The organism is Streptomyces sp. NBC_01283 (genome assembly GCF_041435335.1).
Taxonomy (GTDB): Bacteria; Actinomycetota; Actinomycetes; order Streptomycetales; family Streptomycetaceae; genus Streptomyces.
On record NZ_CP108430.1, the window covers coordinates 4,506,162 to 4,529,751 of the forward strand.

Annotated in this window: 21 protein-coding genes, 1 tRNA gene and 1 pseudogene; 11 read left to right on the forward strand and 12 right to left on the reverse strand. The window is 69.6% G+C overall.

The window, feature by feature from the left end; all coding sequences use genetic code 11:
- Nucleotides 1-91 precede the first annotated feature (91 nt).
- Genes OG302_RS20495 through dnaK form a run of 4 tightly spaced genes read right to left on the reverse strand, consistent with a single transcriptional unit; the run spans nt 92 to nt 4,401 of the window.
- The gene (locus OG302_RS20495) at nt 92-556 is read right to left on the reverse strand and encodes a heat shock protein transcriptional repressor HspR (protein ID WP_361829121.1); all 465 of its coding nucleotides are present in this window, start codon (nt 554-556) and stop codon (nt 92-94) included.
- Nucleotide 557: 1 nt separating this feature from the next.
- Nucleotides 558-1,766, reverse strand: coding sequence for a molecular chaperone DnaJ (dnaJ, locus tag OG302_RS20500; RefSeq protein WP_361829119.1), 1,209 nt, complete (start codon nt 1,764-1,766; stop codon nt 558-560).
- 41 nt (nt 1,767-1,807) lie between these two features.
- Nucleotides 1,808-2,536, reverse strand: coding sequence for a nucleotide exchange factor GrpE (gene grpE / locus OG302_RS20505; RefSeq protein WP_371528108.1), 729 nt, complete (start codon nt 2,534-2,536; stop codon nt 1,808-1,810).
- On the reverse strand, nt 2,533-4,401 hold the full coding sequence (dnaK, locus tag OG302_RS20510; protein ID WP_371528109.1) for a molecular chaperone DnaK: 1,869 nt from the start codon (nt 4,399-4,401) through the stop codon (nt 2,533-2,535). The genes grpE and dnaK overlap by 4 nt, the downstream gene beginning before the upstream one ends.
- A 274-nt stretch (nt 4,402-4,675) precedes the next feature.
- Between dnaK and OG302_RS20515 the strand changes: the two genes are divergently transcribed.
- The 7 genes from OG302_RS20515 (at nt 4,676) to OG302_RS20545 (ending at nt 16,146) form a co-directional block, all read left to right on the forward strand.
- On the forward strand, nt 4,676-6,943 hold the full coding sequence (locus OG302_RS20515) for a (Fe-S)-binding protein (RefSeq protein WP_371528110.1): 2,268 nt from the start codon (nt 4,676-4,678) through the stop codon (nt 6,941-6,943).
- A 220-nt stretch (nt 6,944-7,163) separates the two neighbouring features.
- Nucleotides 7,164-8,492 carry an FG-GAP repeat domain-containing protein gene (locus OG302_RS20520; protein ID WP_371528111.1) on the forward strand — a complete coding sequence of 443 codons (1,329 nt, stop codon included), beginning with the start codon at nt 7,164-7,166 and terminating at the stop codon, nt 8,490-8,492.
- 108 nt (nt 8,493-8,600) lie between these two features.
- The gene (locus OG302_RS20525) at nt 8,601-9,974 is read left to right on the forward strand and encodes an FG-GAP repeat protein (RefSeq protein WP_371528112.1); all 1,374 of its coding nucleotides are present in this window, start codon (nt 8,601-8,603) and stop codon (nt 9,972-9,974) included.
- A 64-nt stretch (nt 9,975-10,038) separates the two neighbouring features.
- Nucleotides 10,039-11,511: an FG-GAP and VCBS repeat-containing protein gene (locus OG302_RS20530; RefSeq protein WP_371528113.1), complete on the forward strand. Its 1,473-nt coding sequence runs from the start codon at nt 10,039-10,041 to the stop codon at nt 11,509-11,511.
- Between the two features lie 463 nt (nt 11,512-11,974).
- Entirely contained in the window at nt 11,975-13,459 is a 1,485-nt protein-coding gene (locus tag OG302_RS20535; protein WP_371750179.1) for an FG-GAP repeat protein, read from the forward strand.
- Between the two features lie 90 nt (nt 13,460-13,549).
- Nucleotides 13,550-15,022 carry an FG-GAP repeat protein gene (locus tag OG302_RS20540; protein ID WP_371528114.1) on the forward strand — a complete coding sequence of 491 codons (1,473 nt, stop codon included), beginning with the start codon at nt 13,550-13,552 and terminating at the stop codon, nt 15,020-15,022.
- 146 nt (nt 15,023-15,168) lie between these two features.
- A complete protein-coding gene (locus OG302_RS20545) occupies nt 15,169-16,146 on the forward strand; it encodes a Yip1 family protein (RefSeq protein ID WP_371528115.1) in 978 nt (325 codons plus the stop codon).
- 87 nt (nt 16,147-16,233) lie between these two features.
- Here the strand turns inward: OG302_RS20545 and OG302_RS20550 are convergent, their stop codons facing one another.
- Entirely contained in the window at nt 16,234-16,731 is a 498-nt protein-coding gene (locus OG302_RS20550; protein ID WP_361829104.1) for a phosphoribosyltransferase, read from the reverse strand.
- An 8-nt stretch (nt 16,732-16,739) separates the two neighbouring features.
- Entirely contained in the window at nt 16,740-17,315 is a 576-nt protein-coding gene (gene dcd, locus OG302_RS20555; protein WP_361829103.1) for a dCTP deaminase, read from the reverse strand.
- A 546-nt stretch (nt 17,316-17,861) separates the two neighbouring features.
- Here dcd and OG302_RS20560 point away from each other — a divergent pair.
- Nucleotides 17,862-17,935, forward strand: a tRNA-Gly gene (locus tag OG302_RS20560).
- Nucleotides 17,936-17,990: 55 nt separating this feature from the next.
- Here the strand turns inward: OG302_RS20560 and OG302_RS20565 are convergent.
- The gene (locus tag OG302_RS20565; RefSeq protein ID WP_361829102.1) at nt 17,991-18,464 is read right to left on the reverse strand and encodes a carboxymuconolactone decarboxylase family protein; all 474 of its coding nucleotides are present in this window, start codon (nt 18,462-18,464) and stop codon (nt 17,991-17,993) included.
- Between the two features lie 136 nt (nt 18,465-18,600).
- Between OG302_RS20565 and OG302_RS20570 the strand changes: the two genes are divergently transcribed.
- Nucleotides 18,601-18,966 carry a PH domain-containing protein gene (locus OG302_RS20570; RefSeq protein ID WP_160506205.1) on the forward strand — a complete coding sequence of 122 codons (366 nt, stop codon included), beginning with the start codon at nt 18,601-18,603 and terminating at the stop codon, nt 18,964-18,966.
- Nucleotides 18,967-19,049: 83 nt separating this feature from the next.
- Here the strand turns inward: OG302_RS20570 and OG302_RS20575 are convergent, their stop codons facing one another.
- Nucleotides 19,050-19,433 carry a nuclear transport factor 2 family protein gene (locus tag OG302_RS20575; protein WP_371528116.1) on the reverse strand — a complete coding sequence of 128 codons (384 nt, stop codon included), beginning with the start codon at nt 19,431-19,433 and terminating at the stop codon, nt 19,050-19,052.
- Nucleotides 19,434-19,633: 200 nt separating this feature from the next.
- Between OG302_RS20575 and OG302_RS20580 the strand changes: the two genes are divergently transcribed.
- Nucleotides 19,634-20,584, forward strand: a complete 951-nt coding sequence (locus tag OG302_RS20580) for an SGNH/GDSL hydrolase family protein (protein WP_371528117.1) — start codon at nt 19,634-19,636, stop codon at nt 20,582-20,584.
- An 82-nt stretch (nt 20,585-20,666) separates the two neighbouring features.
- Here the strand turns inward: OG302_RS20580 and OG302_RS20585 are convergent, their stop codons facing one another.
- From OG302_RS20585 to OG302_RS20600, 4 genes are all read right to left on the reverse strand, one after another.
- Nucleotides 20,667-21,095, reverse strand: a complete 429-nt coding sequence (locus OG302_RS20585; protein WP_371528118.1) for a DUF397 domain-containing protein — start codon at nt 21,093-21,095, stop codon at nt 20,667-20,669.
- Complete coding sequence (locus OG302_RS20590) at nt 21,055-21,906, reverse strand: Scr1 family TA system antitoxin-like transcriptional regulator (protein ID WP_371528119.1); 852 nt, start codon at nt 21,904-21,906, stop codon at nt 21,055-21,057. Before OG302_RS20590 ends, OG302_RS20585 begins: the two co-directional genes overlap by 41 nt.
- A gap of 90 nt (nt 21,907-21,996) precedes the next feature.
- Nucleotides 21,997-22,278, reverse strand: a complete 282-nt coding sequence (locus tag OG302_RS20595) for a hypothetical protein (protein WP_371528120.1) — start codon at nt 22,276-22,278, stop codon at nt 21,997-21,999.
- Between the two features lie 41 nt (nt 22,279-22,319).
- Nucleotides 22,320-22,907 (reverse strand): hypothetical protein, encoded by a 588-nt coding sequence (locus OG302_RS20600; RefSeq protein WP_371528121.1) that lies wholly within the window; start codon nt 22,905-22,907, stop codon nt 22,320-22,322.
- A 224-nt stretch (nt 22,908-23,131) separates the two neighbouring features.
- Here OG302_RS20600 and OG302_RS20605 point away from each other — a divergent pair.
- A pseudogene (locus tag OG302_RS20605) lies at nt 23,132-23,533 on the forward strand (hypothetical protein); the annotation flags it as partial.
- Between the last annotated feature and the right edge of the window lie 57 nt (nt 23,534-23,590).

A 23,590-nucleotide genomic window follows, 5' to 3' on the forward strand; every position in this document is an offset into this window, starting at 1 on the left:
CAAAGAATCTTCAGGTCGTCACCGCCAACGCACGTCGGGGCCGGGAGGTTCCCACCTCCCGGCCCCGACGGCGCGCACGGCGCACGAAAAATTACTGCTCCGACGTCCTCTTAGGACGCCACACCACCAAGGCGCTCGCCTGCTGCACGTCCTGGTACGGGACCAGGTCGCGGCGGTACGACGCGTGGACCGCGGCCTCGCGCTGCTGCATCGCGGCGGCCGCGCCCTCCACGGCGCTGGACAGCTCGACCACCCTCGCCTGCAGCGCGGCGACCTGGTTCTCCAGCTCGATGATGCGCTTGATGCCGGCGAGGTTGATGCCCTCCTCCTGCGACAACTGCTGGACGGTGCGCAGCAGTTCGATGTCGCGGGCGGAATAGCGCCGGCCACGGCCCGCCGTGCGGTCCGGGGAGACCAGACCGAGGCGGTCGTACTGGCGCAGGGTCTGCGGATGGAGTCCGCTGAGCTGGGCGGCCACGGAGATGACGTAGACCGGCGTCTCGTCAGTCAGTTGGTACGCCCGCCCAAAATTGGACTGTCGACGACGGCCGTCCATCTCATGCTCCCTTCGCGGCCTGGAACAGTTCTGCCCGCGGATCGTCGTCCGCAGTCGCCTCGCGGTAGCTCTCCAGAGCTTCCTTCGCCTGGTCGCTCAACGACGTCGGTACGGATACCTCCACCGTCACGAGCAGGTCGCCCCGTGAACCGTCCTTGCGGACCGCGCCCTTGCCCCGCGCCCGCATCGTACGGCCGTTGGGCGTGCCCGGCGGCAGTTTCAGCGTGACGGGAGGGCCGCCCAGCGTGGGGACCTTGACCTCGCCGCCCAGTGCCGCCTCGGCGAACGTCACCGGTACCGTCACCGTCAGGTTGTCGCCCTTGCGGCCGAAGACCGGGTGGGTGTCGACGTGCACGACCACGTACAGGTCGCCTGCCGGACCGCCCCGTTCACCGGGGCCGCCCTTGCCTCGCAGGCGGATGCGCTGGCCGTCCGACACCCCCGCGGGGATGCGGACCTGCATCGTGCGCGACGACTTCGCCCGGCCCGAGCCCTTGCAGACCTCGCAGGGGTCCTGGGCGATGAGCCCACGCCCCTTGCAGTCCACGCAGGGATCCGTGAGGGAGAAACCGCCGCCGCCTCCCCGCGTGACCTGGCCCGTGCCGACGCAGGTCGGGCACACGCGCGGTGTGCCGTTCTTGTCGCCGGTGCCGGAACAGGCCTTGCAGGGAGCCTGGGAGGACATCCGGAGCGGGACCGTGGCCCCGTCCACCGCCTCCGTGAAGCTCAGCGTGACCTCGGACTCGATGTCCTGGCCCCGCCGGGGCTGCGTACGCGTGCCCGCGCCGCCCGCGCCCGTGCCGCCTCGGTTGAACAGGCCCCCGAAGACGTCACCCAGACCGCCCCCGAAGCCGCCGCCCGCGCCGCCCGCTCCACCGCCGCCCGGGGCGCCGCCTCCGAAGAGGTCGCCCAGGTCGAAGTTGAACGAGCCGCCGCCGCCCGCGCCTCCGGGACCGGCCCTGAAGCCGCCGTTGCCGAAGAGAGCACGCGCTTCGTCGTACTCCTTGCGCTTCTTGGGGTCCCCGAGGACGTCGTTCGCCTCCGAGATCTCCTTGAAGCGCTCTTCCGCTTTCGCGTTGCCCTTGTTGGCGTCCGGGTGGTTCTCGCGTGCGAGTTTCCGGTACGCCTTCTTGATCTCGGCTTCGGTGGCGTCCTTGGGGACGCCGAGGACCTTGTAGTAGTCCTTCTCGATGAAGTCCTTGGTGCTCATCCCCGACGTCCCTCCTCTCGCTTCACAACAGCTCCGTCATGTCAGCCCTCGTCCGGGCCACCGGTCTCCTTGTCCTCCGCCGCGTCGGCGGAGTCCGTGGAAGCAGCGGTCTCGGACTCGCCCTTGACCGTCTGCGCGCCCGGCTGCGGCTCGGCCACGGCCACCCGCGCGGGGCGGATGGTGCGCTCGCCGATGCGATACCCCGGCTGCAGGATCGCGACGCAGGTCGTCTCGGTGACGTCCGGTGCGTACGAGTGCATCAGGGCCTCGTGGATCGTCGGGTCGAAGGGCTCGCCCTCCTTGCCGAACTGCTGCAGGCCCATCTTGGCGACGACCGTCTCCAGGGCCTCCGCGACGGACTTGAAGCCGCCGACCAGCTCGCCGTGTTCACGGGCGCGGCCGACGTCGTCGAGGGTCGGGAGGAGCTCGGACAGGAGGTTCGCCGCGGCGATCTCCTTGACCGTGACCTTGTCCCGCTCCACACGGCGGCGGTAGTTCTGGTACTCCGCCTGCAGTCGCTGGAGGTCCGCCGTGCGCTCGCCGAGCGCCGTACGCACCTGGTCGAGCTGCGCGATCAGACCGACGTCCTGAGTGGACTGGGCGGACTGAGCCGACTGGGCGGATGCCTTGCTTGCGTCCCCGGCCGGGGCCGCCGGGCCCTCCTCGATGGAGGGCTCGGCGGCCTGCGGCGCCGCGTCATCAGGGGTGGCGCCGGAGGGGACGTCAGGCTTCTCGGCGTTGTCGCCGAAGCCCGGAGTCTCCTCGGTCATGCGGCGCCGCCCTTCGTGTCACCGGGCTTCTCGTCGTCGACGATCTCGGCGTCGACCACGTCGTCGTCCTTGGACATGTTCGGGGCCTCGGCGCCCTCGGCACCGGGGGCAGCGCCCTCGGCACCCGCGGCCTGAGCGTCCGCGTACATGGCCTGGCCCAGCTTCTGGGAGACAGCGGCGACCTTCTCGGTGGCCGTGCGGATCTCGGCGGTGTCCTCGCCCTTGAGCTTCTCCTTCAGCTCTTCGACGGCGGACTCGACCTCGGTCTTCACGTCACCCGGAACCTTGTCCGCGTTGTCCGTGAGGAACTTCTCCGTCTGGTAGACGAGCTGCTCGCCCTGGTTGCGGGACTCGGCCGCCTCGCGGCGCTTGTGGTCCTCGTCCGCGTACTGCTCGGCCTCCTGGCGCATGCGGTCGACCTCGTCCTTCGGCAGCGAGGAGCCGCCGGTGACGGTCATCTTCTGCTCCTTGCCGGTGCCGAGGTCCTTGGCCGTCACGTGCATGATGCCGTTGGCGTCGATGTCGAAGGCGACCTCGATCTGCGGCACGCCACGCGGGGCCGGCGGCAGACCGGTGAGCTCGAACATCCCGAGCTTCTTGTTGTACGCCGCGATCTCGCGCTCGCCCTGGTAGACCTGGATCTGCACGGACGGCTGGTTGTCCTCGGCCGTCGTGAAGATCTCTGAGCGCTTGGTCGGGATCGTGGTGTTGCGCTCGATGAGCTTGGTCATGATCCCTCCCTTGGTCTCGATGCCGAGGGACAGCGGGGTGACGTCGAGGAGCAGGACGTCCTTGACCTCGCCCTTGAGGACACCGGCCTGCAGGGCGGCGCCGATGGCGACGACCTCGTCCGGGTTCACGCCCTTGTTGGCGTCCTGGCCGCCGGTCAGCTCCTTGACGAGCTCCGCGACGGCGGGCATACGGGTCGAGCCACCGACGAGGACGACGTGGTCGATCTCGGAGAGCTGGATGCCCGCGTCCTTGATGACGTTGTGGAACGGCGTCTTGCAGCGCTCCAGAAGATCGGACGTGAGCTGCTGGAACTGGGCGCGCGTGAGCTTCTCGTCCAGGTGCAGCGGGCCCTCGGCGGAGGCCGTGATGTAGGGCAGGTTGATCGAGGTCTCCGTGGAGGAGGACAGCTCGATCTTGGCCTTCTCGGCCGCCTCGCGCAGGCGCTGGAGCGCCATCTTGTCCTTGGAGAGGTCCACGCCGTGGCCGTTCAGGAACTGCTTGACCAGGTAGTCGACGACGCGCTGGTCCCAGTCGTCACCACCGAGGTGGTTGTCGCCGTTCGTGGCCTTCACCTCGACGACGCCGTCGCCGATCTCCAGGAGGGACACGTCGAAGGTGCCGCCACCGAGGTCGAAGACGAGGATCGTCTGGTCGTCCTTGTCGAGGCCGTACGCGAGAGCGGCGGCCGTCGGCTCGTTCACGATGCGCAGGACGTTCAGGCCCGCGATCTCGCCGGCCTCCTTCGTGGCCTGGCGCTCCGAGTCGTTGAAGTACGCCGGGACGGTGATGACCGCGTCGGCCACCTTCTCGCCCAGGTACGACTCCGCGTCGCGCTTCAGCTTCTGCAGGATGAACGCCGAGATCTGCTGGGGGTTGAACCCCTTGTCGTCGATGTCCACCTTCCAGTCAGTGCCCATGTGGCGCTTGACCGAACGGATGGTCCTGTCGACGTTGGTGACCGCCTGGCGCTTCGCAACCTCGCCGACCAGCACCTCGCCGTTCTTCGCGAAGGCGACGACGGACGGCGTGGTCCTGGCGCCCTCGGCGTTGGTGATGACGGTGGGCTCGCCGCCTTCAAGAACGCTGACGACAGAGTTAGTCGTGCCCAGGTCGATGCCGACCGCACGTGCCATTTCGATTCCTCCAGATGGTTCTTGAGTGGATCTGACTCAAGGATGCATGAGCGCTTCACTTGAGTCAACAGAGCTGAGTCTGGGGCACTCAACTCTTATCCCGGCCTTACGCGCAACCTGGCCTTCGGGGGCGCTGACACGGCAAGGGTTGCCTGAGCGACGCAGATCACCGCCTCGCTGGCTACAGTGCGGCTGAGTAAGTGGGTAGTCTCAGACGGACTGCATAAGTTACCGCTTAGTAATAGTTCGCCTCGCAGGCCCGAGGAGCCCCCAAATGCAACTCGCCGCGATCATCGTGTCGCTGGTCCTAATCGCGGTCGGCGTAGCGCTGTTCGGCCGTGCCATCGTGCAGATCTACCGGTTCGTACGGCTCGGACAGCCCGTACCCGCAGGTCTCAGGACCGACAACCCCTGGCAGCGCGCCCTCACCGTGGTCAAGGAATTCCTCGGCCATACGCGGATGAACAAGTGGGGCATCGTCGGCTTCGCGCACTGGTTCGTGGCGGTGGGCTTCTTCTCGCTGCTGCTGACGATCGTGAACGCTATCGGCCAGCTCTTCCAGGCCGACTGGATGCTCCCGATCATCGGCGAGTGGGCGCCGTACAACATGTTCGTCGAGTTCATCGGCACGATGACGGTCCTCGGCATTCTCACGCTGATCGTCATCCGGCAGCTGAACCGCCCCGACAAGCCGGGACGCAAATCCCGCTTCGCGGGCTCCAAGACCGGCCAGGCGTACTTCGTCGAGACCGTCATCCTCATCGTCGGCGTCTGCATCTTCACGCTGCACGCCCTTGAGGGTGCCCAGCACCACGTGGACGGCTACGAGGCCTCGTTCTTCATCTCGTACCCGTTCGTCTCCTGGTTCGAGGGGATGGACGTCTCCACCCTGCAGAACCTCACGTACTTCTTCGCCGGGCTGAAGATCGCCACCTCGTTCATCTGGATGATCGTGGTCGCCCTGAACACCAACATGGGTGTCGCCTGGCACCGCTTCCTCGCCTTCCCGAACATCTTCTTCAAGCGCGAGGCGAACGGCGCGGTGGCGCTCGGCGAGCTCCAGCCGATGACGTCCGGCGGCAAGCCGATCGACTGGGAGGACCCGGGCGAGGACGACGTCTTCGGCGTCAGCCAGGTAGAGCAGTTCTCCTGGAAGGGCCTCCTCGACTTCAGTACGTGCACCGAGTGCGGCCGCTGCCAGTCGCAGTGCCCCGCCTGGAACACCGGCAAGCCGCTCTCCCCGAAGCTCCTGATCATGTCGCTGCGCGACCACGCGCACGCCAAGGCCCCGTACCTGCTCGCCGGTGGCGGCAAGGACATGGAGGGCAACGAGAAGGCGACCGAGGAGCAGCTCAAGGACGTTCCCGCCGCCGCGATCGCCGAGGCCGAGCGCCCCCTCATCGGCACCGCCGAGGAGAACGGCGTCATCGACCCGGATGTCCTGTGGTCCTGCACCAGCTGCGGCGCCTGCGTCGAGCAGTGCCCGGTGGACATCGAGCACATCGACCACATCGTCGACATGCGCCGCTACCAGGTGATGATCGAGAGCGCGTTCCCGTCCGAGGCGGGCACGATGCTCAAGAACCTGGAGAAGAAGGGCAACCCCTGGGGTCTCGCCAAGAAGCAGCGTCTTGAGTGGCTCAAGGAGCTCGACTTCGAGGTCCCGGTCGTCGGCAAGGACATCGAGGACCTCACCGAGGTCGAGTACCTCTACTGGGTCGGCTGCGCGGGCTCCCTGGAGGACCGCGCCAAGAAGACCACCAAGGCCTTCGCGGAGCTCCTCAACATGGCGGGCGTCAAGTTCGCGATCATGGGCGGCGACGAGAAGTGCACCGGTGACTCCGCCCGCCGCCTGGGCAACGAGCCGCTGTTCCAGCAGCTCGGCCAGGAGAACGTGGCGATGCTGAACATGGCGTTCGGCGAGGACGACGAGGACGAGTCGACCAAGAAGCCGAAGACCGCGAAGAAGATCGTCGCGACCTGCCCGCACTGCCTCAACACGCTCGGCAACGAGTACCCGCAGCTCGGCGGTGACTACGAGGTCATCCACCACACGCAGCTGCTCCAGCACCTCATCGACGAGGGCAAGCTCATCCCGGTGACGCCCGTCGAGGGCCTCATCACCTACCACGACCCGTGCTACCTGGGCCGGCACAACAAGATCTACACGCCGCCGCGCGAGATCATGTCCGCCGTCCCGGGCCTGCGCCAGCAGGAGATGCACCGCCACAAGGAGCGCGGCTTCTGCTGCGGCGCCGGTGGCGCGCGGATGTGGATGGAGGAGCGGATCGGCAAGCGCATCAACACGGAGCGGGTCGACGAGGCACTCAGCCTCAACCCCGACATCGTGTCGACGGCCTGCCCGTTCTGCCTGGTGATGCTCACCGACTCCGTCAACGGCAAGAAGAACGACGGCAAGGCCCAGGAGTCCCTCCAGGTCGTGGACGTCGCGCAGTTGCTGCTCGACTCCGTGAAGACCCCGGTGGACCCCGCCGGTGAGTCCGAGACCGCGGACGAGCCGGAGCCCGAGCCGGTGAAGTAAGCACGGCCACGCGGCAACGAGGCCGGTTCCGCCCCTGGGGGCGGGGCCGGCCTCTCGCGTTGTTGTGATGCAAACGGCACCCCGCCGTCCTTATGGCGTGAGCATGAGGGGAGCATCATGTGCTGGTTGTTGTCGGTTGGGGCGGTCGGGGTGGGTGATGGGCATGCGGAGTGCCGGGATACATGGCGTCGGACGCGGTGGTGTCAGACGCGGTGGCCTCGTGGGTACGGCCGCCGTCGTGAGCTGCGCGCTGCTGCTCGCCGGGTGCGGCGGGAGCGATGACGGCACGGGCAAGAGCGATGCCCGGCACGACCCCGTCAGCATGGCCGGCAAGGGCGCGGCCCAGCTGCCCGTCCCCCGCGGCAAGGGCAGCAAGGTCGAGGACGACTTCAACGGTGACGGCGCCCCCGACCTCGTACTCGACGACCTGGTGCACAGCGGGCACGGCGACGACGCGGGCATCGGCGTCGTCTACGGCTCGGAGAAGGGACTGCGGCCCGGGGCACGGCAGTTGCTGAGCGCGCGGGCCAACGGGGCCCGTACCAAAGGGGAGTTGCCCGCGGCCTTCGAGTCGGAGGCCTCCTGCGACCTCGACGAGGACGGCTTCACCGATCTGCTGGTCTCCACCGACCCGCCGTACGACGGCATCGGCCGGCCGCCCGTGCCACTGCAGATCCTCTTCGGTTCGCCGAAGGGCCTCACCGGCAAGGCCGTGAAGGTGCAGGTGCCCGCGAAGTCCCGCTTCGGCAACGACTGGTCCGACCAGCCGGTGTGCGGGGACTTCGACGGGGACGGCGCAACCGACCTCGTCCTGCACGCGAGCGGCGCCCGCCTCACCTACCTGCGCGGCCCGTTCAAGCGGACAGGCGCCCCGCGCGCGGCGGGCAAGCCGCTGACCGCGCCGGGCAACGACCTCGTCACCGGCAGGGCCACGGACGTCGACCGCGACGGCTACGACGACCTCCTCGTCCGCAAGGCCGCGAACGCGTCCGGCGCCGCCACCAGCGCCCTCGTCCTGGGCGGCCCGAAGGGCCCCGCCGAGACCGGCGTGCTCTTCCCGGCCGGCACGGAGATCGCGTTCGGCCGCTTCGGCAAGGGAAAGGCGACGGACGCGGCCGTCGCGGGCCCGAAGGGCGTCGCCCTGCGCTACGACGTGCCCGGCACCGCACGCGCCGCCATGGAGTCCAAGAACGTCGCCGTGGACACGGGTGACCTCGACGGCGACGGCCTGAGCGAGCTGATCCTGAGCGGCGGGAGCAGCGGGGACGGCGGCGGCACCGGCGAGGTGCGGGTCTTCCGGGGACGCGCGGAGGCGCTCGACAGCAACGCCTCCGCGCTCGTGGTCCCCTCGGCCAAGGGCACCACGCAGGTCCTCGCCATCGCGGACTTCGACGGGGACAAGCGGGCCGATCTGGTCCTGCGCACGTACCGGGGAGACGGCGAGGACACCATCGGGATCTACCCGGGGGTGAAGACCGACCTCGTCGCGCGCAAGCCGCAACTGGCCTTCTCCAGCGCCGAGTTCGTGGCCCTTGGGGACGGCGCCTGAGAACCCTTCGTTCACCCTGCGGCCACCCTCACGCCCTCGTCGCACAACCATTCGTACGCCTCACCTGTCACACCTCCGGAAGCCTTCCCCCACTCCCGGGAGTCCCACGTGCGCCTACGAAACCTTGCCATCGCCGCGAGCGTCGCCGCCCTCGCCGGGGCGGGCCTGACGCTGCCCCTCGCGGGCACCGCGAGCGCCGCGTCGACGCTCAAGGACGACTACAACGGCGACGGCTACCGCGACCTGGCGGTGGGCACGCCCCGGTCCAACTCCGTGACCGTGACGTTCGGTTCGGCGTCCGGGGTCTCCGGGGGCCGTTCCGTCACCGTCACGCAGAACACGGCCGGGGTGCCCGGAGTCACCGAGGCCGAGGACGAGTTCGGCGAGAACGTCAGCAGCGGTGACACCGACGGGGACGGCTACGCCGACCTGATCATCGGAGCCCCCGGCGAGCAGGTCACGGGCAAGCCCTCCGGGTCCGTCACCGTCATCAAGGGCGGCAAGAACGCCTTCACGAGCGGCGGCCACGTCCTGAACGCCCCCGATGACACCGCGGGCCGCTACGGCGAGGCCACCGCGTGGACCGACCTCGACGGCGACGGCTCGCCCCAGCTCGCCGTGATCAGCGGCGACAACTGGTGGTACTACTCCGGTGCCGAGGGCCACGCGTACGGCCTGGAGGTCGACTTCATCCCCGAGGGCGCCCACCTCGACGGCATGGTCGCGGGCAACTTCAAGTACAAGGACGGCGTCGGCTTCGTCCTGTACGGCGAGCGCGCGGACGGCGGCGCCTGGACCGCGCACATGTACGGCGGATCCGGCGACTACGGCTACCAGGCCGAGGTCCTCGGTGAGGGCGCCGACCCGACGGTCACGCGCGACGCGGCCACCGCCGGTGACGTCAACGGCGACGGCTACGACGACCTGGTCACCGGCAACTCCCGGGACGGCAAGGGCGGTTCGGTCACCGTGCGGTTCGGCGGCGACCGGAAGTTCGGCGCTCCGGTGACGTACGACCAGGCGAGCGCGGGCATCCCCGGTGCCGACGAGGCGGACGACGGCTTCGGCGCGTCCGTGGCCGTGGGTGACGTCACCGGCGACGGTCTCGCCGACCTCGCGGTGGGCGCGCCCGGCGAGGAGGTCGGCACGGTGGACGGCTCCGGCAGCGTGACCCTCCTGAAGTCCACCGCGGGCACGTTCACCTCGGGCAAGGCCTGGCACCAGGAGACCGCGGGCGTGCCCGGTGTCTCCGAGGCGGGCGACAGCTTCGGCGCGTCCGTACGCCTCAAGGACATCAACAGGAACGGCAGGGCGGACCTGGCCACCGGCGCGGTCGGCGAGGACATCGGCTCGACGGTGGACGTCGGCGCCGTGTGGGTCCTGCGCGGCACGTCGACGGGCCTGACGTCCTCGTACGCGGCGTCCTTCAACGGCTCGGACTTCGGACTCGGCGCGGCGAGCTTCGGCACGACGCTGCGCTGAGCGCCTTTGCCTTACATCACCCCCCACACCTCATGAGTGAGTTGGAGATACCCCAGTGGCATCAATGCCTCAGCACACCCAGAAACTCGCGCGGAACAAGGCCCTCGCGGCGACCGCGCTCTGCGCCGCGACCGTGCTCGGTGTCGCGGGCCTGACCGCGGGCGGCGCGTCCGCCGCCGACCGTGGTGTCGAGCCCGCCAACCCGACGGCCGACTACAACAACGACGGTTACGCGGACCTCGCGGTCGGCGTGCCCGGCGCGACGGTCGACGGCAAGGCCAAGGCCGGTTACGTGAACGTCGTCTGGGGCGGCAAGTCGGGCCTCGGCAAGCACGGCTCGACCACGGTCAGCCAGTCCACGGCGGGCGTGCCCGGCACCGCGGAGGCGGGCGACGGGTTCGGCACGGCCGTCGACTCGAACGACATGAACGGCGACGGTTACAGCGACCTGATCGTCGGCGCGCCCGACGAGGACACCGACGCGGGCCTGTCCGCCGGTACCGTCGCTGTCGTGTGGGGCGCGGCGAACGGCTTCAAGGGCGGCTTCACCGCGGCCAACGGGCAGGTCAGTGACGGCAGTTACGGTGCGGTGCTCGCGAGCGGCGACTTCGACCGGGACGGCGACGAGGACATCGCCCTCAACTCCCACTTCGACGAGACCAGCTCGATCGTGATGCGGCCGGGCCCCTTCACCGCGGGTTCTCCCTCGGACGTGTCCCGGGTCGAGGGCTGGCACTTCGCGGGGCCCCGCACCATGGTCGCCGGTGACTTCGACGGCGACGGCAAGGACGACCTCGCGTTCAGTTACGCCGGTATGGAGGTCAGCGGTACGGCGGTGATGAGCCGTGAGGCGGGGAGCGGCGAGTGGAAGACGACGTGGTCCACGGGCGACAGCACCGACAGCGCGCTCGCCGCCGGTGACTTCGACGGCGACAACACGACGGACCTGGCGATCGGCAACGTCCGGCCCAACCCCGAGTCGGAGACCACGTACTGCGAGGAGCGTCTCGGCGGGGCCATCGCGACGGTCTACGGCAAGAAGGGCACCACACTCGGCGGCCCGTCCTCGTGCACGACGCAGAGCGGTCCGCAGGTCGGCGGGGACCCGGAGGCCGAGGACAACTTCGGGGCGCGGCTCGCGTCCCTCGACTCCGACCAGGACGGGCGCGAGGAGCTGATCGCGGGCTCCGACACGGAGGCGGTCGGGACCGCCAAGAACGCGGGCTCGTACTGGTTCCTCACCTCGACCGGTGCGGGGACGACTCTCGCGGGGCCGGCCTTCAGCCAGAACACCGCGGGTGTGGCGGGCACGGCGGAGGCGGGCGACCGCCTCGGCGCGGCGGTCACCGCCGGTGACTACAACGGCGACGGCCTCCCCGACTTCGCCGTGGGCGCGCCCGGCGAGGACGCGAAGTCGGGCGGCGTCTGGTACGCCGCGACCCCCACGGACGGGCCTAGCCCGGCGGTGACGTCGGTGACGCCGGGGAAGCTGGGGCTGGCCGGGGCCAGCGGGTACGGGGCGGTGCTCAGCCGCTAGCCGCCGGGTGCTGGCCGCTGGGCTGGACGTACCGCACCGGCCGCCGTGTGTCCGCGGGCCCGCCGTGGCCGGGCGCGCAGTTCCCCGCGCCCCTTAAGCCGCCATGCGCCCGCGGGCCCATCGTGGCCGGTCGCCCAGTTCCTCGCGGGACGCCTCACCGCGGGCGCTTGGTGACGGCGGCCCCGCGGGCGCAACAGGCCGTCGTGCGCCCGCGGGCCCGTCGTCGCTGGGCGCGCAGTTCCTCGCGCCCCTTCGGGGCGCTGCCCCTGGACGGAAACCCGACCGAACCTCCGTAAGACGGCCAACTCCCCTCTCCCATACAACCCTTGCCCCGCGCCGCGAGTCTCCCGTTCGCCAACAAGGTGTGATGTCCGGGCCAAAACCCGGTGAACGCGCCCCACCGGCACCCCATCGACTGCGGATGTCCGCCAGGCATCCCCGCATGCAGCAGGAGACCGACGGAATGCCCAAGCACAAGCGCACTTCCCCGCTCGCCCGATCCAGACGCGGCCGCCTCGCGGCGGCAACGGCCACCGCCGCCGCGCTGACGGGCGGACTCCTCACTCTCACGGCCACCACGGCGACCGCCGCGCCCGCCGCGGCCACCCAGCCGGACGACGCCGACTTCAACGGCGACGGCGTGGCCGACCTCGCCACCAGCGCCCCGCACGCCAACGTCGGCGGCAAGGACAAGGCGGGCCAGGTCGTCGTCACGTACGGCGGTGCCGAGCAGCGCCACGTCACCTACAGCCAGAACAGCGCGGGCGTGCCCGGCTCCGCCGAGACGCGTGACTACTTCGGCGGCGACACCGCGTACGGCGACTTCGACGGCGACGGCTACGACGACCTCGCCGTCGGCGCCCCCGGCGAGGACGTCGGCAGCGACACCGACGGCGGCACCGTCCAGGTCCTGTGGGGCTCCCCCGGCGGCCTGTCCGGCGGCTCCACGATCAAGGACCCGCGCCCCACCAAGCACGACAACTTCGGCGGCCCGATCCAGGCGGGTGACTTCGACGGCGACGGCAAGGACGACCTCGCCGTCGGCGCCGCGTCGGGCGCCGCCACCATCGACGTCCTCGACGGCGGGATCTCCCGCTCCGGCGCCACCGGCGGCCGCTACACGGTCCTGCCTCCCATCCACAGCGGCGAAGGCGCGGGCCCCTTCAACCTGCACTCCGGGGACGTCAACGGCGACGGCAAGGACGACCTGATCGTCAACGGCTACTCCACCGGCGACGACTACAACGCCAACCTCTGGCTGCCCGGCAGCGCGAACGGCGTCACCACGAGCGGCGTCCAGCGGCTGCCCGCCGGCATCATCACCGACGTCGGCGACACGGACAGCGACGGCTACGGCGACGTCATCATCGGCCTGGACTGGGACGAGGGCATCGACGGCGCCAACAAGGGCGGCACGGTGTACGTCGTGAAGGGCAACGCGAACGGCCCGTACGGCGACAGCCAGGCCTTCACCCAGGACACTGCGGGCATCCCCGGCGGCAGCGAGAAGGGCGACTTCTTCGGCTCCGAACTCGACCTCGGGGACATCAACGGCGACGGCCACCTCGACCTGGTCGCCAGCTCCCCCGGCGAGGACCTGAACGGCGTCACCGACGCGGGTTCCCTCACCGTCATCTACGGCGCGGCGGACGGCTCGGGCCTCTCCACGGCAGGGGCGGCCCTCTACAGCCAGGACACCCCCGGTGTCCCCAACGCCAACGAGAAGAGCGACTTCTTCGGGTCCGACGTCCACGTCGACGACCTGAACGCCGACGGCCGGGGCGATGTCGCCGTCGGGGCGATGGGCGAGAACGGCCTGAACGGCGCGGTGTACATCCTGGACGCCCTGCCCGACGGCTCCCTCGCGGGCACGTCCGGCGTCTACACGTCCACGGTCGGCATCTCGTCCTCGGGCACCCCCCGCCTCGGCGTCGGCTTCGCGGACTAACCCCGCAGCCCCCCCTCTCTCTCCACTGCCGGGCCCGCACCTCCTCCGATGCGGGCCCGGCCTCTAGACCATCGACAAGTTGGAGTCCCCGTGACCCTGCGCCCACGCACCATCGCCCTGGCCGCCGCCACCGCCCTCGCCGCCACCGGTCTTGTCCTCCCTCTCGCGGGGGCCGCCGGTGCCGCGCCCGGGGCCGCCGATGCTCCGCTCGTCAGTGACTTCAACGGGGACGGTTACGACGACCTCTTCGTCGGTGTGCCCAGTGGCAGTGTCGGGGGTGAGGCCAAGGCGGGGTACGTGAGTGTCGTGTTCGGGGGGAAGTACGGGCCGGGGCCGCACGATGTGCGGCGGATCACCCAGGCCACCGTCGAGGTGCCCGGCACGCCCGAGGCCGGGGACCGGTTCGGAGGGTCCGTCGTCGCCGCGCACGTCGACGGCGACCAGTACGCCGACCTCGTCATCGGCGCTCCCGGCGAGGACATCGACGCCAAGACCGACGCCGGTTCCGTCACCGTCCTCTACGGGACAGGGGACGGCTTCGCCCTGGCCAACACCGCCGCCAGGGGCGCCGCGTCGAACGACGCGTACGGCAACGCCCTCGTCGCCGCCGACTTCACCGGCGACACGGACGTCGACCTCGCGATCGGCGGCAAGGACAAGGTCGTCGCGAACTTCAACCCGTTCGCCGCCGACACCCAGCCCCTCATGGCCGACCGCATGGGCGGGCGCGCCCCCGTCATGGCCACCGGCGACTTCGACACCGACGGGCTGCCCGACCTCGCCCTCGGCTACTACACGCAGAACCAGCCCTACACCCAGTCCCACCTCCGCCTCTACGGCTGGAACAAGGACGAGGGCTCCATGGCCAACTTCTGGAACAACTCCAACGGCGCCGCGAACGCCCTGGCCGGCGGCGACTTCGACGGCGACGGCTACGACGACCTCGCCCTCGGCAACTGCCGCGAGATCGCCGACGAGAACATCACCGACCCGTGCGGTCCGGAGCAGCTCGCCAAGGGCGGCGCCGTCCACATCCGCTTCGGCGGCCCGAACGGCAGCTTCGGCTGGGAGCAGCAGACGTTCAACCAGGACACCCCGGGCATGCCCGGCGTCGCCGAGACCGGTGACGGCTTCGGCGACGCGCTCTCCGTGGCGGACATCGACGCCGACGGCCACGACGACCTGATCGCGGGCGCCCCCGGCGAGGCCATCGGCAGCGCGGCGAAGGCGGGCAGCGTCACCGTCCTGAAGGGCGGCGAGATGGGCCTGCTCGACCCGGCGGGCGCGGCGAACCCGGGCACGGCCGCCTACCAGCAGAACTCCCCAGACATCCTGGGCGTCGCCCAGGCGGGCGACCTCTTCGGGGCGGCACTCGCCTTCGGTGACCACAACGGCGACGGCGTACCGGACCTGTCCGTCGCGGCGCCCGGCGAGAACTCCGCAGCGGGCGGCGTCTGGGACCTGCCGGGCGCGAAGGCAGGCGGCTCGGTCGTCACCCCGAACTCCCTTGGCCTGCCCGCCTCTTTGAACCCGCTGGCCTACGGATCGGTGCTCGGGAAGTAACCGGTCCCCGGCGGCACCCGGACCGTGGGAGGACCCTGGGGAAAACCCCTCAGGGTCCCCCTAAGGGTTGTCACAGGTCAGCGGCAAAGCCGCTCTCCTCCACAGGACGGACGACCCGGGCCCTCCAGACCAGGTACGTTCGATTCGTGGCTGGATTCAGGATCGGACGCGGCCGGGACAACCGCACCCCGCAAGCGCGACCCCAACAACGACCGCGGCAGGAGCCGTACGGGCAGCAGGCCCCCCAGGGCCAGCAGCCTCCGTACGGCTCCCCTCAGCCGCCCCCGCAGCAGTACGGCAGGCAGCAGCCGCCGTACGGCCAGGGCCAGAGAGGCCAGGGCCAGGGCGGATACGGCGGGCAGCAGTGGCCGCAGCCGGGCGGCAACCACGGCAACCACGGCGAGCCGGAGTACTTCGGCGGGCCGGGAGGCCAGGGGCACGGCGGCCAGGGCGGACAAGGCGGACAGGGCTTCGATCCGTACGCCGCCAACAACCCGGGTCACACCCAGGCCTTCTCCGTGGGCGAGGACCCGTACAACCAGGGCGACACCTACCGCGCGGGCCAGGCCCCCGCCCCGGTGGGCCCGCGCCTGCACTGGAAGGACCTGCTGCGCGGCATCGTGCTGCGCCCGGGCCCGACCTTCCTCCAGATGCGGGACTACGCGATGTGGGCCCCGGCCCTCATCGTGACGTTCCTCTACGGCCTGCTCGCCATCTTCGGCTTCGACGGCGCCCGCGAGGACGCCATCAGCGCCACGCTCTCCACGGCCGTGCCGTACGTCCTCACCACGGGCGTCGCGATCACGATCAGTGCGTTCATCCTGGGCGTGGTCACGCACACCCTCGCCCGCCAGCTCGGCGGCGACGGTGCCTGGCAGCCGACGGTCGGCCTCTCCATGCTGATCATGTCCATCACGGACGCGCCCCGCGTGATCGTCGCGATGTTCCTCGGCGGCGGCCAGTCCTTCGTCCAGCTGCTCGGCTGGCTGACCTGGATCGCGGCGGGCGCGCTGCTCACGGCCATGGTGAGCAAGTCGCACGACCTGCCGTGGCCGAAGGCGCTCGGCGCGTCGGCGATCCAGCTGCTCGCGCTGCTGTCGATCATCAAGCTCGGCACGTTCTAACCCCGCGGACAGAGCAGACAGAACAGACAGAACAGGACGGCCCCCGGCGGATCACTCCGCCGGGGGCCGTCCTCGTCCGTCCGGGTCTCAGGCGTCGAGAACCTGCCCGGCACGCTTCACGACGGGAGCCTCGACACTCCACGGGAAGTTGATCCAGTCGTCGGTGCGCTTCCAGACGTACTCGCACTTCACGAGCGACTGCGACTTCTCGTAGATGACGGCGGACCGCACCTCGGCCACGTGGTCGAGGCAGAAGTCGTGCACGAGCTTCAGCGTCTTCCCGGTGTCGGCGACATCATCGGCGATGAGCACCTTCTTGTCGGTGAAGTCGATGGCGTTCGGCACGGGCGCCAGCATGACGGGCATTTCCAGGGTCGTCCCGACGCCCGTGTAGAACTCCACGTTGACCAGGTGGATGTTCTTGCAGTCGAGCGCGTACGCGAGGCCACCCGCGACGAAGACGCCACCGCGCGCGATCGAAAGCACCACGTCGGGCTGGTAGCCGTCATCGGCGATGGTCTGCGCGAGCTCGCGCACGGCGCCGCCGAACTTCTCGTACGTAAGGTTCTCGCGCACGTCACTCATGCTGGATGTCACACCTGTGTCCGATGGAAATTGAGGAAGGAACGGGAGGCGGTGGGTCCGCGCTGGCCCTGGTAACGCGACCCGTACCGCTCCGACCCGTAGGGCTCCTCGGCGGGCGAGGTCAGCCGGAACAGGCAGAGCTGCCCGATCTTCATGCCCGGCCAGAGCTTGATCGGCAGCGTCGCGAGGTTGGAGAGCTCCAGGGTCACGTGCCCGGAGAAGCCGGGGTCGATGAACCCGGCCGTGGAATGTGTCACAAGCCCGAGGCGCCCCAGGCTGGACTTGCCCTCCAGCCTGCTCGCGAGGTCGTCGGGCAGGCTGATGACCTCGTACGTCGAGGCCAGCACGAACTCGCCGGGGTGCAGGATGAACGGCTCGTCGCCCTCGGGCTCGACGAGCCGCGTGAGGTCGGCCTGCTCGACGGAGGGGTCGATGTGGGGGTAGCGGTGGTTCTCGAACACCCGGAAGTAGCGGTCGAGCCGCACGTCGATGCTTGAGGGCTGCACCATGGATTCGTCGTACGGATCGATCCGTACTCGTCCGGTGTCGATCTCGGCCCGGATGTCCTTGTCTGAGAGAAGCACGCACCGAGGATACGCAGAGCGCGCGGGCCCGCCCCAATCGGACGGCCCCGCGCGCTGTCGTTCTCTGCGTCCGGTGCCTGCCTGCGCCTGCCTGGGCCTGCCTGGGCCTCTGCCGCTACCGCTTCTGCGACGCGACCGGCACGGCATGCCGCAACCGGGCACATCGTGGACAGCGGATCAGCCGGCCGGGTCCGAGCCGGTCGGCCTTCTGCATCGGGAACGAAGCAGTGCTGAACACGTGCCCTTCGGCACATCGGACGACGGTGTGCTCCATCAAGTCCTCGAGTCCCTTCCCCAAAGCCGTAGTTGAGCTCGCAGCGTCCCGCACTCTGCTCGTACGCGAGCTGACGACGAAAGGCCACATTACGGGACGAATGGGGCGCCCCTCCAGGCGGCACTCCGGTCCCTCACCGTACGCCCCAACTCCCGCGTCCCGCAGCGCCATCCATGCCCCGGACAGCACGCAGGCCCCACGGCAAAAGCGCCCGGGGCCTGGGATGAGGTAGAGTGTGCGACGTTACGACACCGCCACAGACGGTGTCTTTCGCGGGTGTAGTTTAGTGGTAGAACATCAGCTTCCCAAGCTGAGAGTGCGAGTTCGATTCTCGTCACCCGCTCCACAGTTGAGACCCAGGTCGGCGACCTGGGTCTTTTTGTTTCCCCTTGCTTCCCCGTTCAGCCGAACTGGCCCGGCTGGTAGTCACCCGCCGGCTGCTGGACGATGACGTTCACCCGGTTGTACGTGTTGATCAAGGCGATGAGCGACACCAGGGCGGCGAGCTGGTCCTCGTCGTAGTGCTTGGCGGCGTCCGCCCAGGCCTCGTCCGTGACACCGCCCGCCGCGTCGGCGACGCGCGTCCCCTGCTCCGTGAGCTCAAGGGCGGCGCGCTCCGCGTCCGTGAAGACCTTGGCCTCGCGCCAGGCGGCGACGAGGTTGAGGCGCGTCGACGTCTCGCCCGCGTGCGTGGCGTCCTTCGTGTGCATGTCGGTGCAGAACCCGCAGCCGTTGATCTGGCTGGCGCGGATCTTCACCAGTTCCTGTGTCGCGGCGGGCAGGGTCGAGTCCGTCACGACCTTGGACGCCGAGTTGATGTGCTTCAGGACCTTGCCCGCGAGCGAGCTGCCGAAGAGGTTCAGACGAGCTTCCATGGTGATCTCCTATGCCGCTGCCGATGCTTCCATTCCTCTGACGGATGCGCTCGGCAAGATGTGACAGAGCAGGCGTCCCACAGTGCGCGCGTTACAGTCGGAGATTCCTTGAGTTCAACTGAATGGGGGGTCTCTCATGGCACTTTTCGGAAACGCTCACACGATCGATCCGATGACCGCGCAGCAGGACTACGCGCGTCTGCTGGGCCACGGTGAGCAGGTGCAGGCCGCGTTCCTGCTGATCCGCGACACCATGCTCTTCACCGATCGTCGCCTCGTCCTCGTCGACAAGCAGGGGATAACCGGCAAGAAGGTCGAGTACCACTCGGTCCCCTACCGCAGCATCACGCACTTCGCGGTCGAGACCGCCGGGCACTTCGACCTCGACGCCGAGCTCAAGATCTGGATCTCCGGGACCCCCGAGCCGATCCAGAAGACGTTCACGAAGGGCGTCGACATCTACGAGGTCCAGGCGATCCTCACGCAGTACGTGGCCCGCTGACGCACCTCGGGCCGGTTCGCCCTACGGGCCTGTAGTGGTTCGTAGGGCGAACGCCGATCGTGGATCCCGCCGTGCACCGGGCCTCAGGCCGTGGGCACGCGGTCCAGGAAGCCGTGCACGGACCGGATCCGGCCGTCGTCGGCGAGCGTGATGACGTCGAAGCCCGCGACGGGGGCCGAGCCGTCCGCGACCGACACCAGTTCCCAGCCGAAGCGCGCGACGTGGTGGTGGCCGTCGACCGCCCCGAGCTGCCGGAACTCGAAGCCGGGGAACTGCTCGTGGGCTCCCGCGATCACGGCGGCGAGGGCTTCGTGCCCGGTGACGTCGGCCAGCGGGTCGGTGTAGCCGCCGTCCTCGCTCCAGCAGGCGGCCACGGCCTTGGCCAGGTCCTCGGCGCCCTCGGCGTTCCACGCCTCGAAGTAGCGGGCGACGGCGGTCTCGTACGCGGTGGTGGCGTGTGCGGTCATGGCGGGTGCCTCCTGCGGCTGGTCATCCGGGCTGTTCTTTCCGATGACCTGAGCTTGCCGCGCGGTCCGCGAGGGGTCGATTACGTCCGGGGTAATGCGAGGCCTGAAGCGGGCCAAAAGCGCCACCCGCTCTCTTCTCACACGACGGTGACTGTGCTTGCCTAAGGGGCTATTTCGGTCGCCTGAACGGGAGTTGGCGTATGCGCAAGCCGTGGATCGGTGGGGTGCTGGCCGCTGTGCTGCTCCTCGGGGCGTGCGGTGACCCCGGCTCCGGAGGGGCGTCGGACGAGGTCCCGGAGACCCCCGCCGCCGCACGGACCTCCGACGCCGCGCGGGACGAGCCGCCCGCCGGGCCCGCCGACCCCTCGCCCTCCTCGACCACCCGCCGCCGCGCCGCGGAGAAGCCACGGCCCGCGAACGCCCCGAAGGTCCTCTACCTCGGCGATTCCCTCGCCATGGAGAACCAGACGGTCCTCGGCGACCACCTCCGCGACGGTCTCGGCGCCCGCTACCGCAGCGCGCCCTACTCCGGCACCACCCTCTGCGACTACCTCGAAGGCACCGGCAAGGACTCCCTCGTCCCCGACAAGGACAAGGCCGCCACGCTGGTCCGCGAGCAGCGGCCCGACTACGTGGTCCTCCAGTTCTGGGGCAACGCGTGGGGCTATACGCCCTGCATGGACGGCATCACGTACGACAAGGCACGCCAGAAGTACTTCGACCGGTACGCCGCCGACGCGAAGGAACTCGCCTCGCAGATCCGCGGCGCCGGGTCCGGGGCGGGCCGGCCGCGGATCGTCTGGGTCCTCCAGGGCCCCGACCCGATCACGCCCGACCGCGTCCGGCGCGTCAACGGAATCTACGCGGCGCAGGCGCGGGCCTCCGGCGGGGTCATCGCCGACGCGGGCCGCGCGGTCGCTCCGGCGGCGGATCGGTACACGTGGGTGGAGAAGCTGCCGTGCACGTCGTACGAGCGGTCGCACCCGGCCTACTGCACCGGGGCTGGCCGCGCGGCCTTGCACCGGGGGGATGACTACCTGCACTTCTGTCTCGCCCCGACCACGGCCAAGTCCCGGCCCTGCCCTGCGCGTTCGCCCGGCATCCGCCGGATGGCCGCGGAGATCACTCGGGCCGTGGCCTCGGCGGGGTGAGGCTGGCGTCGCCGTCTCGCCGCCTCGCCGCTGCGGGTGCGTCGTGGCTTGTCGCGCAGTTCCCCGCGCCCCTGCGGGGCGCTTACCTCAGCGTGCCGTTTGCCGCTGCCGCTACGAAGGTGGCGAAGGCTCGGGGGGTGGTGGTGAAGGCGGGGCCTTCGGGGTCCTTGCTGTCGCGGACGGCGATGGTTTCGTTGCACTGGGCTTGGGCGAGTTCAATGCAGTCGCCGCCACCGCTGCCGCTGTACGTCGACTTGAGCCACGTGGCGCCATCGAGGGGAGCGCATTCGATGCAGTCGCCTCCGGTGCCGCCGCTGTAGCCCGACTTACGCCATGCCGTGCCGTTGAGCGGGGCGCATTCGATGCATTCGCCGCCGGTGTCGCTGCTGTATGTCGACTTACGCCACGCTGTGCCGTTGAGGGGGGCGCATTCGATGCAGTCGCCGCCGGTGTCCGAGCTGTAGGACGACTTACGCCACTGCGCGCCCGTCAGCTGCTGGTTGGTCCCCATAGCGCTCCTCCATTACACGGGCGATCAGCGCCGCCGAGGCTTCTACGGAGAGCGCGGCGGCTCGCAAATGATCGTAACGGAGTGAACCCTCCCTGAGGGCTTGCGGGTTGGCGGTCATGTGCCCCTGGACGAAGTCCTCGGTGTAGACAAGATCCGGGTCGTCTTTGAAGCGCAGGAGGGTGAATGTGCCGGACAGCCCGGCATGCGCGCCGACCGCGAACGGCAGGACTTGCACCCTCACCCAATCTCGACGTCTGTGCAGGTCCGATAGGTGGGCCAGTTGATTGCGCATGACCTCTCGGCCACCGATCTCCTGGTGCAGCACCGCCTCGCTGAGCACCACCCACATCAGCGGCGGACTCTCCCGCTCCAGGATGCGCTGCCGCTCCATTCGGGCGGCTGTCCGAGCGTCGAGGTGGTCGTCGGTCCTGACGCCGAGTACGGCACGCGCGTAGGACTCGGTCTGCAGAAGTCCGTACACCAACTGGCACTGATACGTGGAGATGTAAGTAGCCCGAGCCTCCAGCTCCGCATACGCCTGAAACCACGTAGGCAACTGGCTCCGCAGCACCAGCCCCACCAACCGCGAAAACACCCCGTCAGTCCCGAGCGCCGCATCCACCCGCTCGGAGAAATCCCTCGTCGGTACCTTCTTCGCCGTCTCGATCTGGCCGATCAGTGACGCCGTACAGAAGATGCAGCTCCCCAACTGGCCCTGTTTGAGGCCCGCGACCTCTCTGAGGCGGCGCAGTTCCGAGCCGTAGTAGTCCAGCGGGGACGCGCTGGGGTCCAGGTCGCGGATGTTGACCATGCGTGGGCCACCCCCATAACCGGCGCCGTGTGACGCTCAGTTCATCTGGTAGCCCAGCGTAACCAGTCAACTCCACGCCGGAGGCGTGAATCATGAAACCGGCGGGTCCTCTGACGTGCCGGTCTCGCCGTCCGTACGCGGACGTCGGCCGCGGAGGCGTTCCAGGGCGGCGGCGCCGAGGAGGACGAGGCCGACGGCCACGATCTTGCTCCCCTGGTAGCCGGCCACCGGGTCGTCCGCGGAGGCGGTGCCGAGGAAGGCCCACAGCGTCCAGGCGATCCCGGTGAGGATGATGAGGATGGCCCCGACGGGGCCGACGCCCCACCACCACGGCGCCTGAGGGTGCTCGTCGGACTGGTCGTTCTTCGTCACGGACTCTCCAAGGTTCGAACCGTGTTCCCTGGGTCCCGCGCTTACTGGTGCTTGGCCGGCGGGCAGGTGCCGGTGTCCTCGCCGATGCTGTTGATCTCGGCGTTGGAGCGCGGGTCACCGGCGTAGTTGATCTGGTCGGTGCAGCTGACGCCGGGCTTGTGGGGGGTGCCCGTGGGCTTGGTGGCCTTCTGCGGCTTGGGGCAGGTGCCGGTGTCCACGCCGATGGAGTTGATCTCGGCGTTGGAGCGCGGGTCGCCCGCGTAGTTGATCTGGTCGGTGCAGCTCGCACCGGACTGGGTGGGGGTGCCCGAGGGCTTGTTGCCCTTCTCCGGCGTCGGGCAGGTGCCGGTGTCCGCACCGATGGAGTTGATCTCGGCGTTGGAGCGCGGGTCACCCGCGTAGTTGATCTGGTCCGTGCAGCTCTTGCCGGACTTGTTGGGCGTGCTCGTCGACTTGCCGTCGGCGGAGTTCCCGGCGGACTTGGTCGCGGAGCTGGAGGCGGAGCTGGAGGCGGAGGACGACGAGGTGTCGTTGCCGCTGCCCTGGCAGGCGGTGAGCCCGAACGCGGCGACGGTGATCACCATGGCGGCGGCGGCCTTGCGGGCGTTGCGGAGGGTGGTGTGCGTCATTGTTCTTCCCGTTCTTTCCGGTCGTTCGGGCTGGTGAGAACAAGACTGTCCGCTGCTGCTGTTGATCTGGCGCTGTCTGACTAACGCCCCGCTAACGTCCGATCCGATGGCGGAATCGTGCGGCGCCGGAGGCCCCGAAGGGACCCGTTCGGCCCAAGCCCGGTCGCGTGCCCCGTAGGGCTGTCACACGCTGTGAACTCCTGACCGGCTAAGAAAGGGAGCCCATGAGCAGCGGAGCGAGCAACCCGCGGGGCGAGAGCCCCTGGGCGTCGGGCGGCACGGTGTTCGCGGGTGTCCTGATGCTGGTCAGCGGCATCCTGGGCATCCTCGAAGGCATCGCGGGCATCGCCAAGGACGACGTCTACGCACGCATCGGCGACTACGTCTACAAGTTCAACCTCACCACGTGGGGCTGGATCCACCTGATCCTCGGCATCCTGGTCGCGATCGCCGGTTACGGCATCCTCAAGGGCGCGACCTGGGCCAAGGCGTGCGGTGTCGCGCTCGCCTCGCTCTCCGTGATCCTGCACTTCATGTGGCTGCCGTATCAGCCGATCTGGGCGCTGATCGCGATCGCGATCGGCATCTTCGTCATCTGGGCGCTGTGCACGGACCACTCGGACCGTGACGACCGCCGCGGCGGTCCGGGCGCACCGGGCGGCTGGGAGCCCCGGCGCACCACC

What these genes read in the sequence shown, in the direction of transcription:
- OG302_RS20495 (WP_361829121.1), bottom strand. Translation starts at nt 556, where the DNA reads ATGGACGGCCGTCGTCGACAGTCCAATTTTGGGCGGGCGTACCAACTG.
- dnaJ (WP_361829119.1), bottom strand. Translation starts at nt 1,766, where the DNA reads ATGAGCACCAAGGACTTCATCGAGAAGGACTACTACAAGGTCCTCGGC.
- grpE (WP_371528108.1), bottom strand. Translation starts at nt 2,536, where the DNA reads ATGACCGAGGAGACTCCGGGCTTCGGCGACAACGCCGAGAAGCCTGAC.
- dnaK (WP_371528109.1), bottom strand. Translation starts at nt 4,401, where the DNA reads ATGGCACGTGCGGTCGGCATCGACCTGGGCACGACTAACTCTGTCGTC.
- OG302_RS20515 (WP_371528110.1), top strand. Translation starts at nt 4,676, where the DNA reads ATGCAACTCGCCGCGATCATCGTGTCGCTGGTCCTAATCGCGGTCGGC.
- OG302_RS20530 (WP_371528113.1), top strand. Translation starts at nt 10,039, where the DNA reads ATGCCTCAGCACACCCAGAAACTCGCGCGGAACAAGGCCCTCGCGGCG.
- OG302_RS20535 (WP_371750179.1), top strand. Translation starts at nt 11,975, where the DNA reads ATGCCCAAGCACAAGCGCACTTCCCCGCTCGCCCGATCCAGACGCGGC.
- OG302_RS20550 (WP_361829104.1), bottom strand. Translation starts at nt 16,731, where the DNA reads ATGAGTGACGTGCGCGAGAACCTTACGTACGAGAAGTTCGGCGGCGCC.
- OG302_RS20565 (WP_361829102.1), bottom strand. Translation starts at nt 18,464, where the DNA reads ATGGAAGCTCGTCTGAACCTCTTCGGCAGCTCGCTCGCGGGCAAGGTC.
- OG302_RS20570 (WP_160506205.1), top strand. Translation starts at nt 18,601, where the DNA reads ATGGCACTTTTCGGAAACGCTCACACGATCGATCCGATGACCGCGCAG.
- OG302_RS20575 (WP_371528116.1), bottom strand. Translation starts at nt 19,433, where the DNA reads ATGACCGCACACGCCACCACCGCGTACGAGACCGCCGTCGCCCGCTAC.
- OG302_RS20580 (WP_371528117.1), top strand. Translation starts at nt 19,634, where the DNA reads ATGCGCAAGCCGTGGATCGGTGGGGTGCTGGCCGCTGTGCTGCTCCTC.
- OG302_RS20585 (WP_371528118.1), bottom strand. Translation starts at nt 21,095, where the DNA reads ATGGGGACCAACCAGCAGCTGACGGGCGCGCAGTGGCGTAAGTCGTCC.
- OG302_RS20590 (WP_371528119.1), bottom strand. Translation starts at nt 21,906, where the DNA reads ATGGTCAACATCCGCGACCTGGACCCCAGCGCGTCCCCGCTGGACTAC.
- OG302_RS20600 (WP_371528121.1), bottom strand. Translation starts at nt 22,907, where the DNA reads ATGACGCACACCACCCTCCGCAACGCCCGCAAGGCCGCCGCCGCCATG.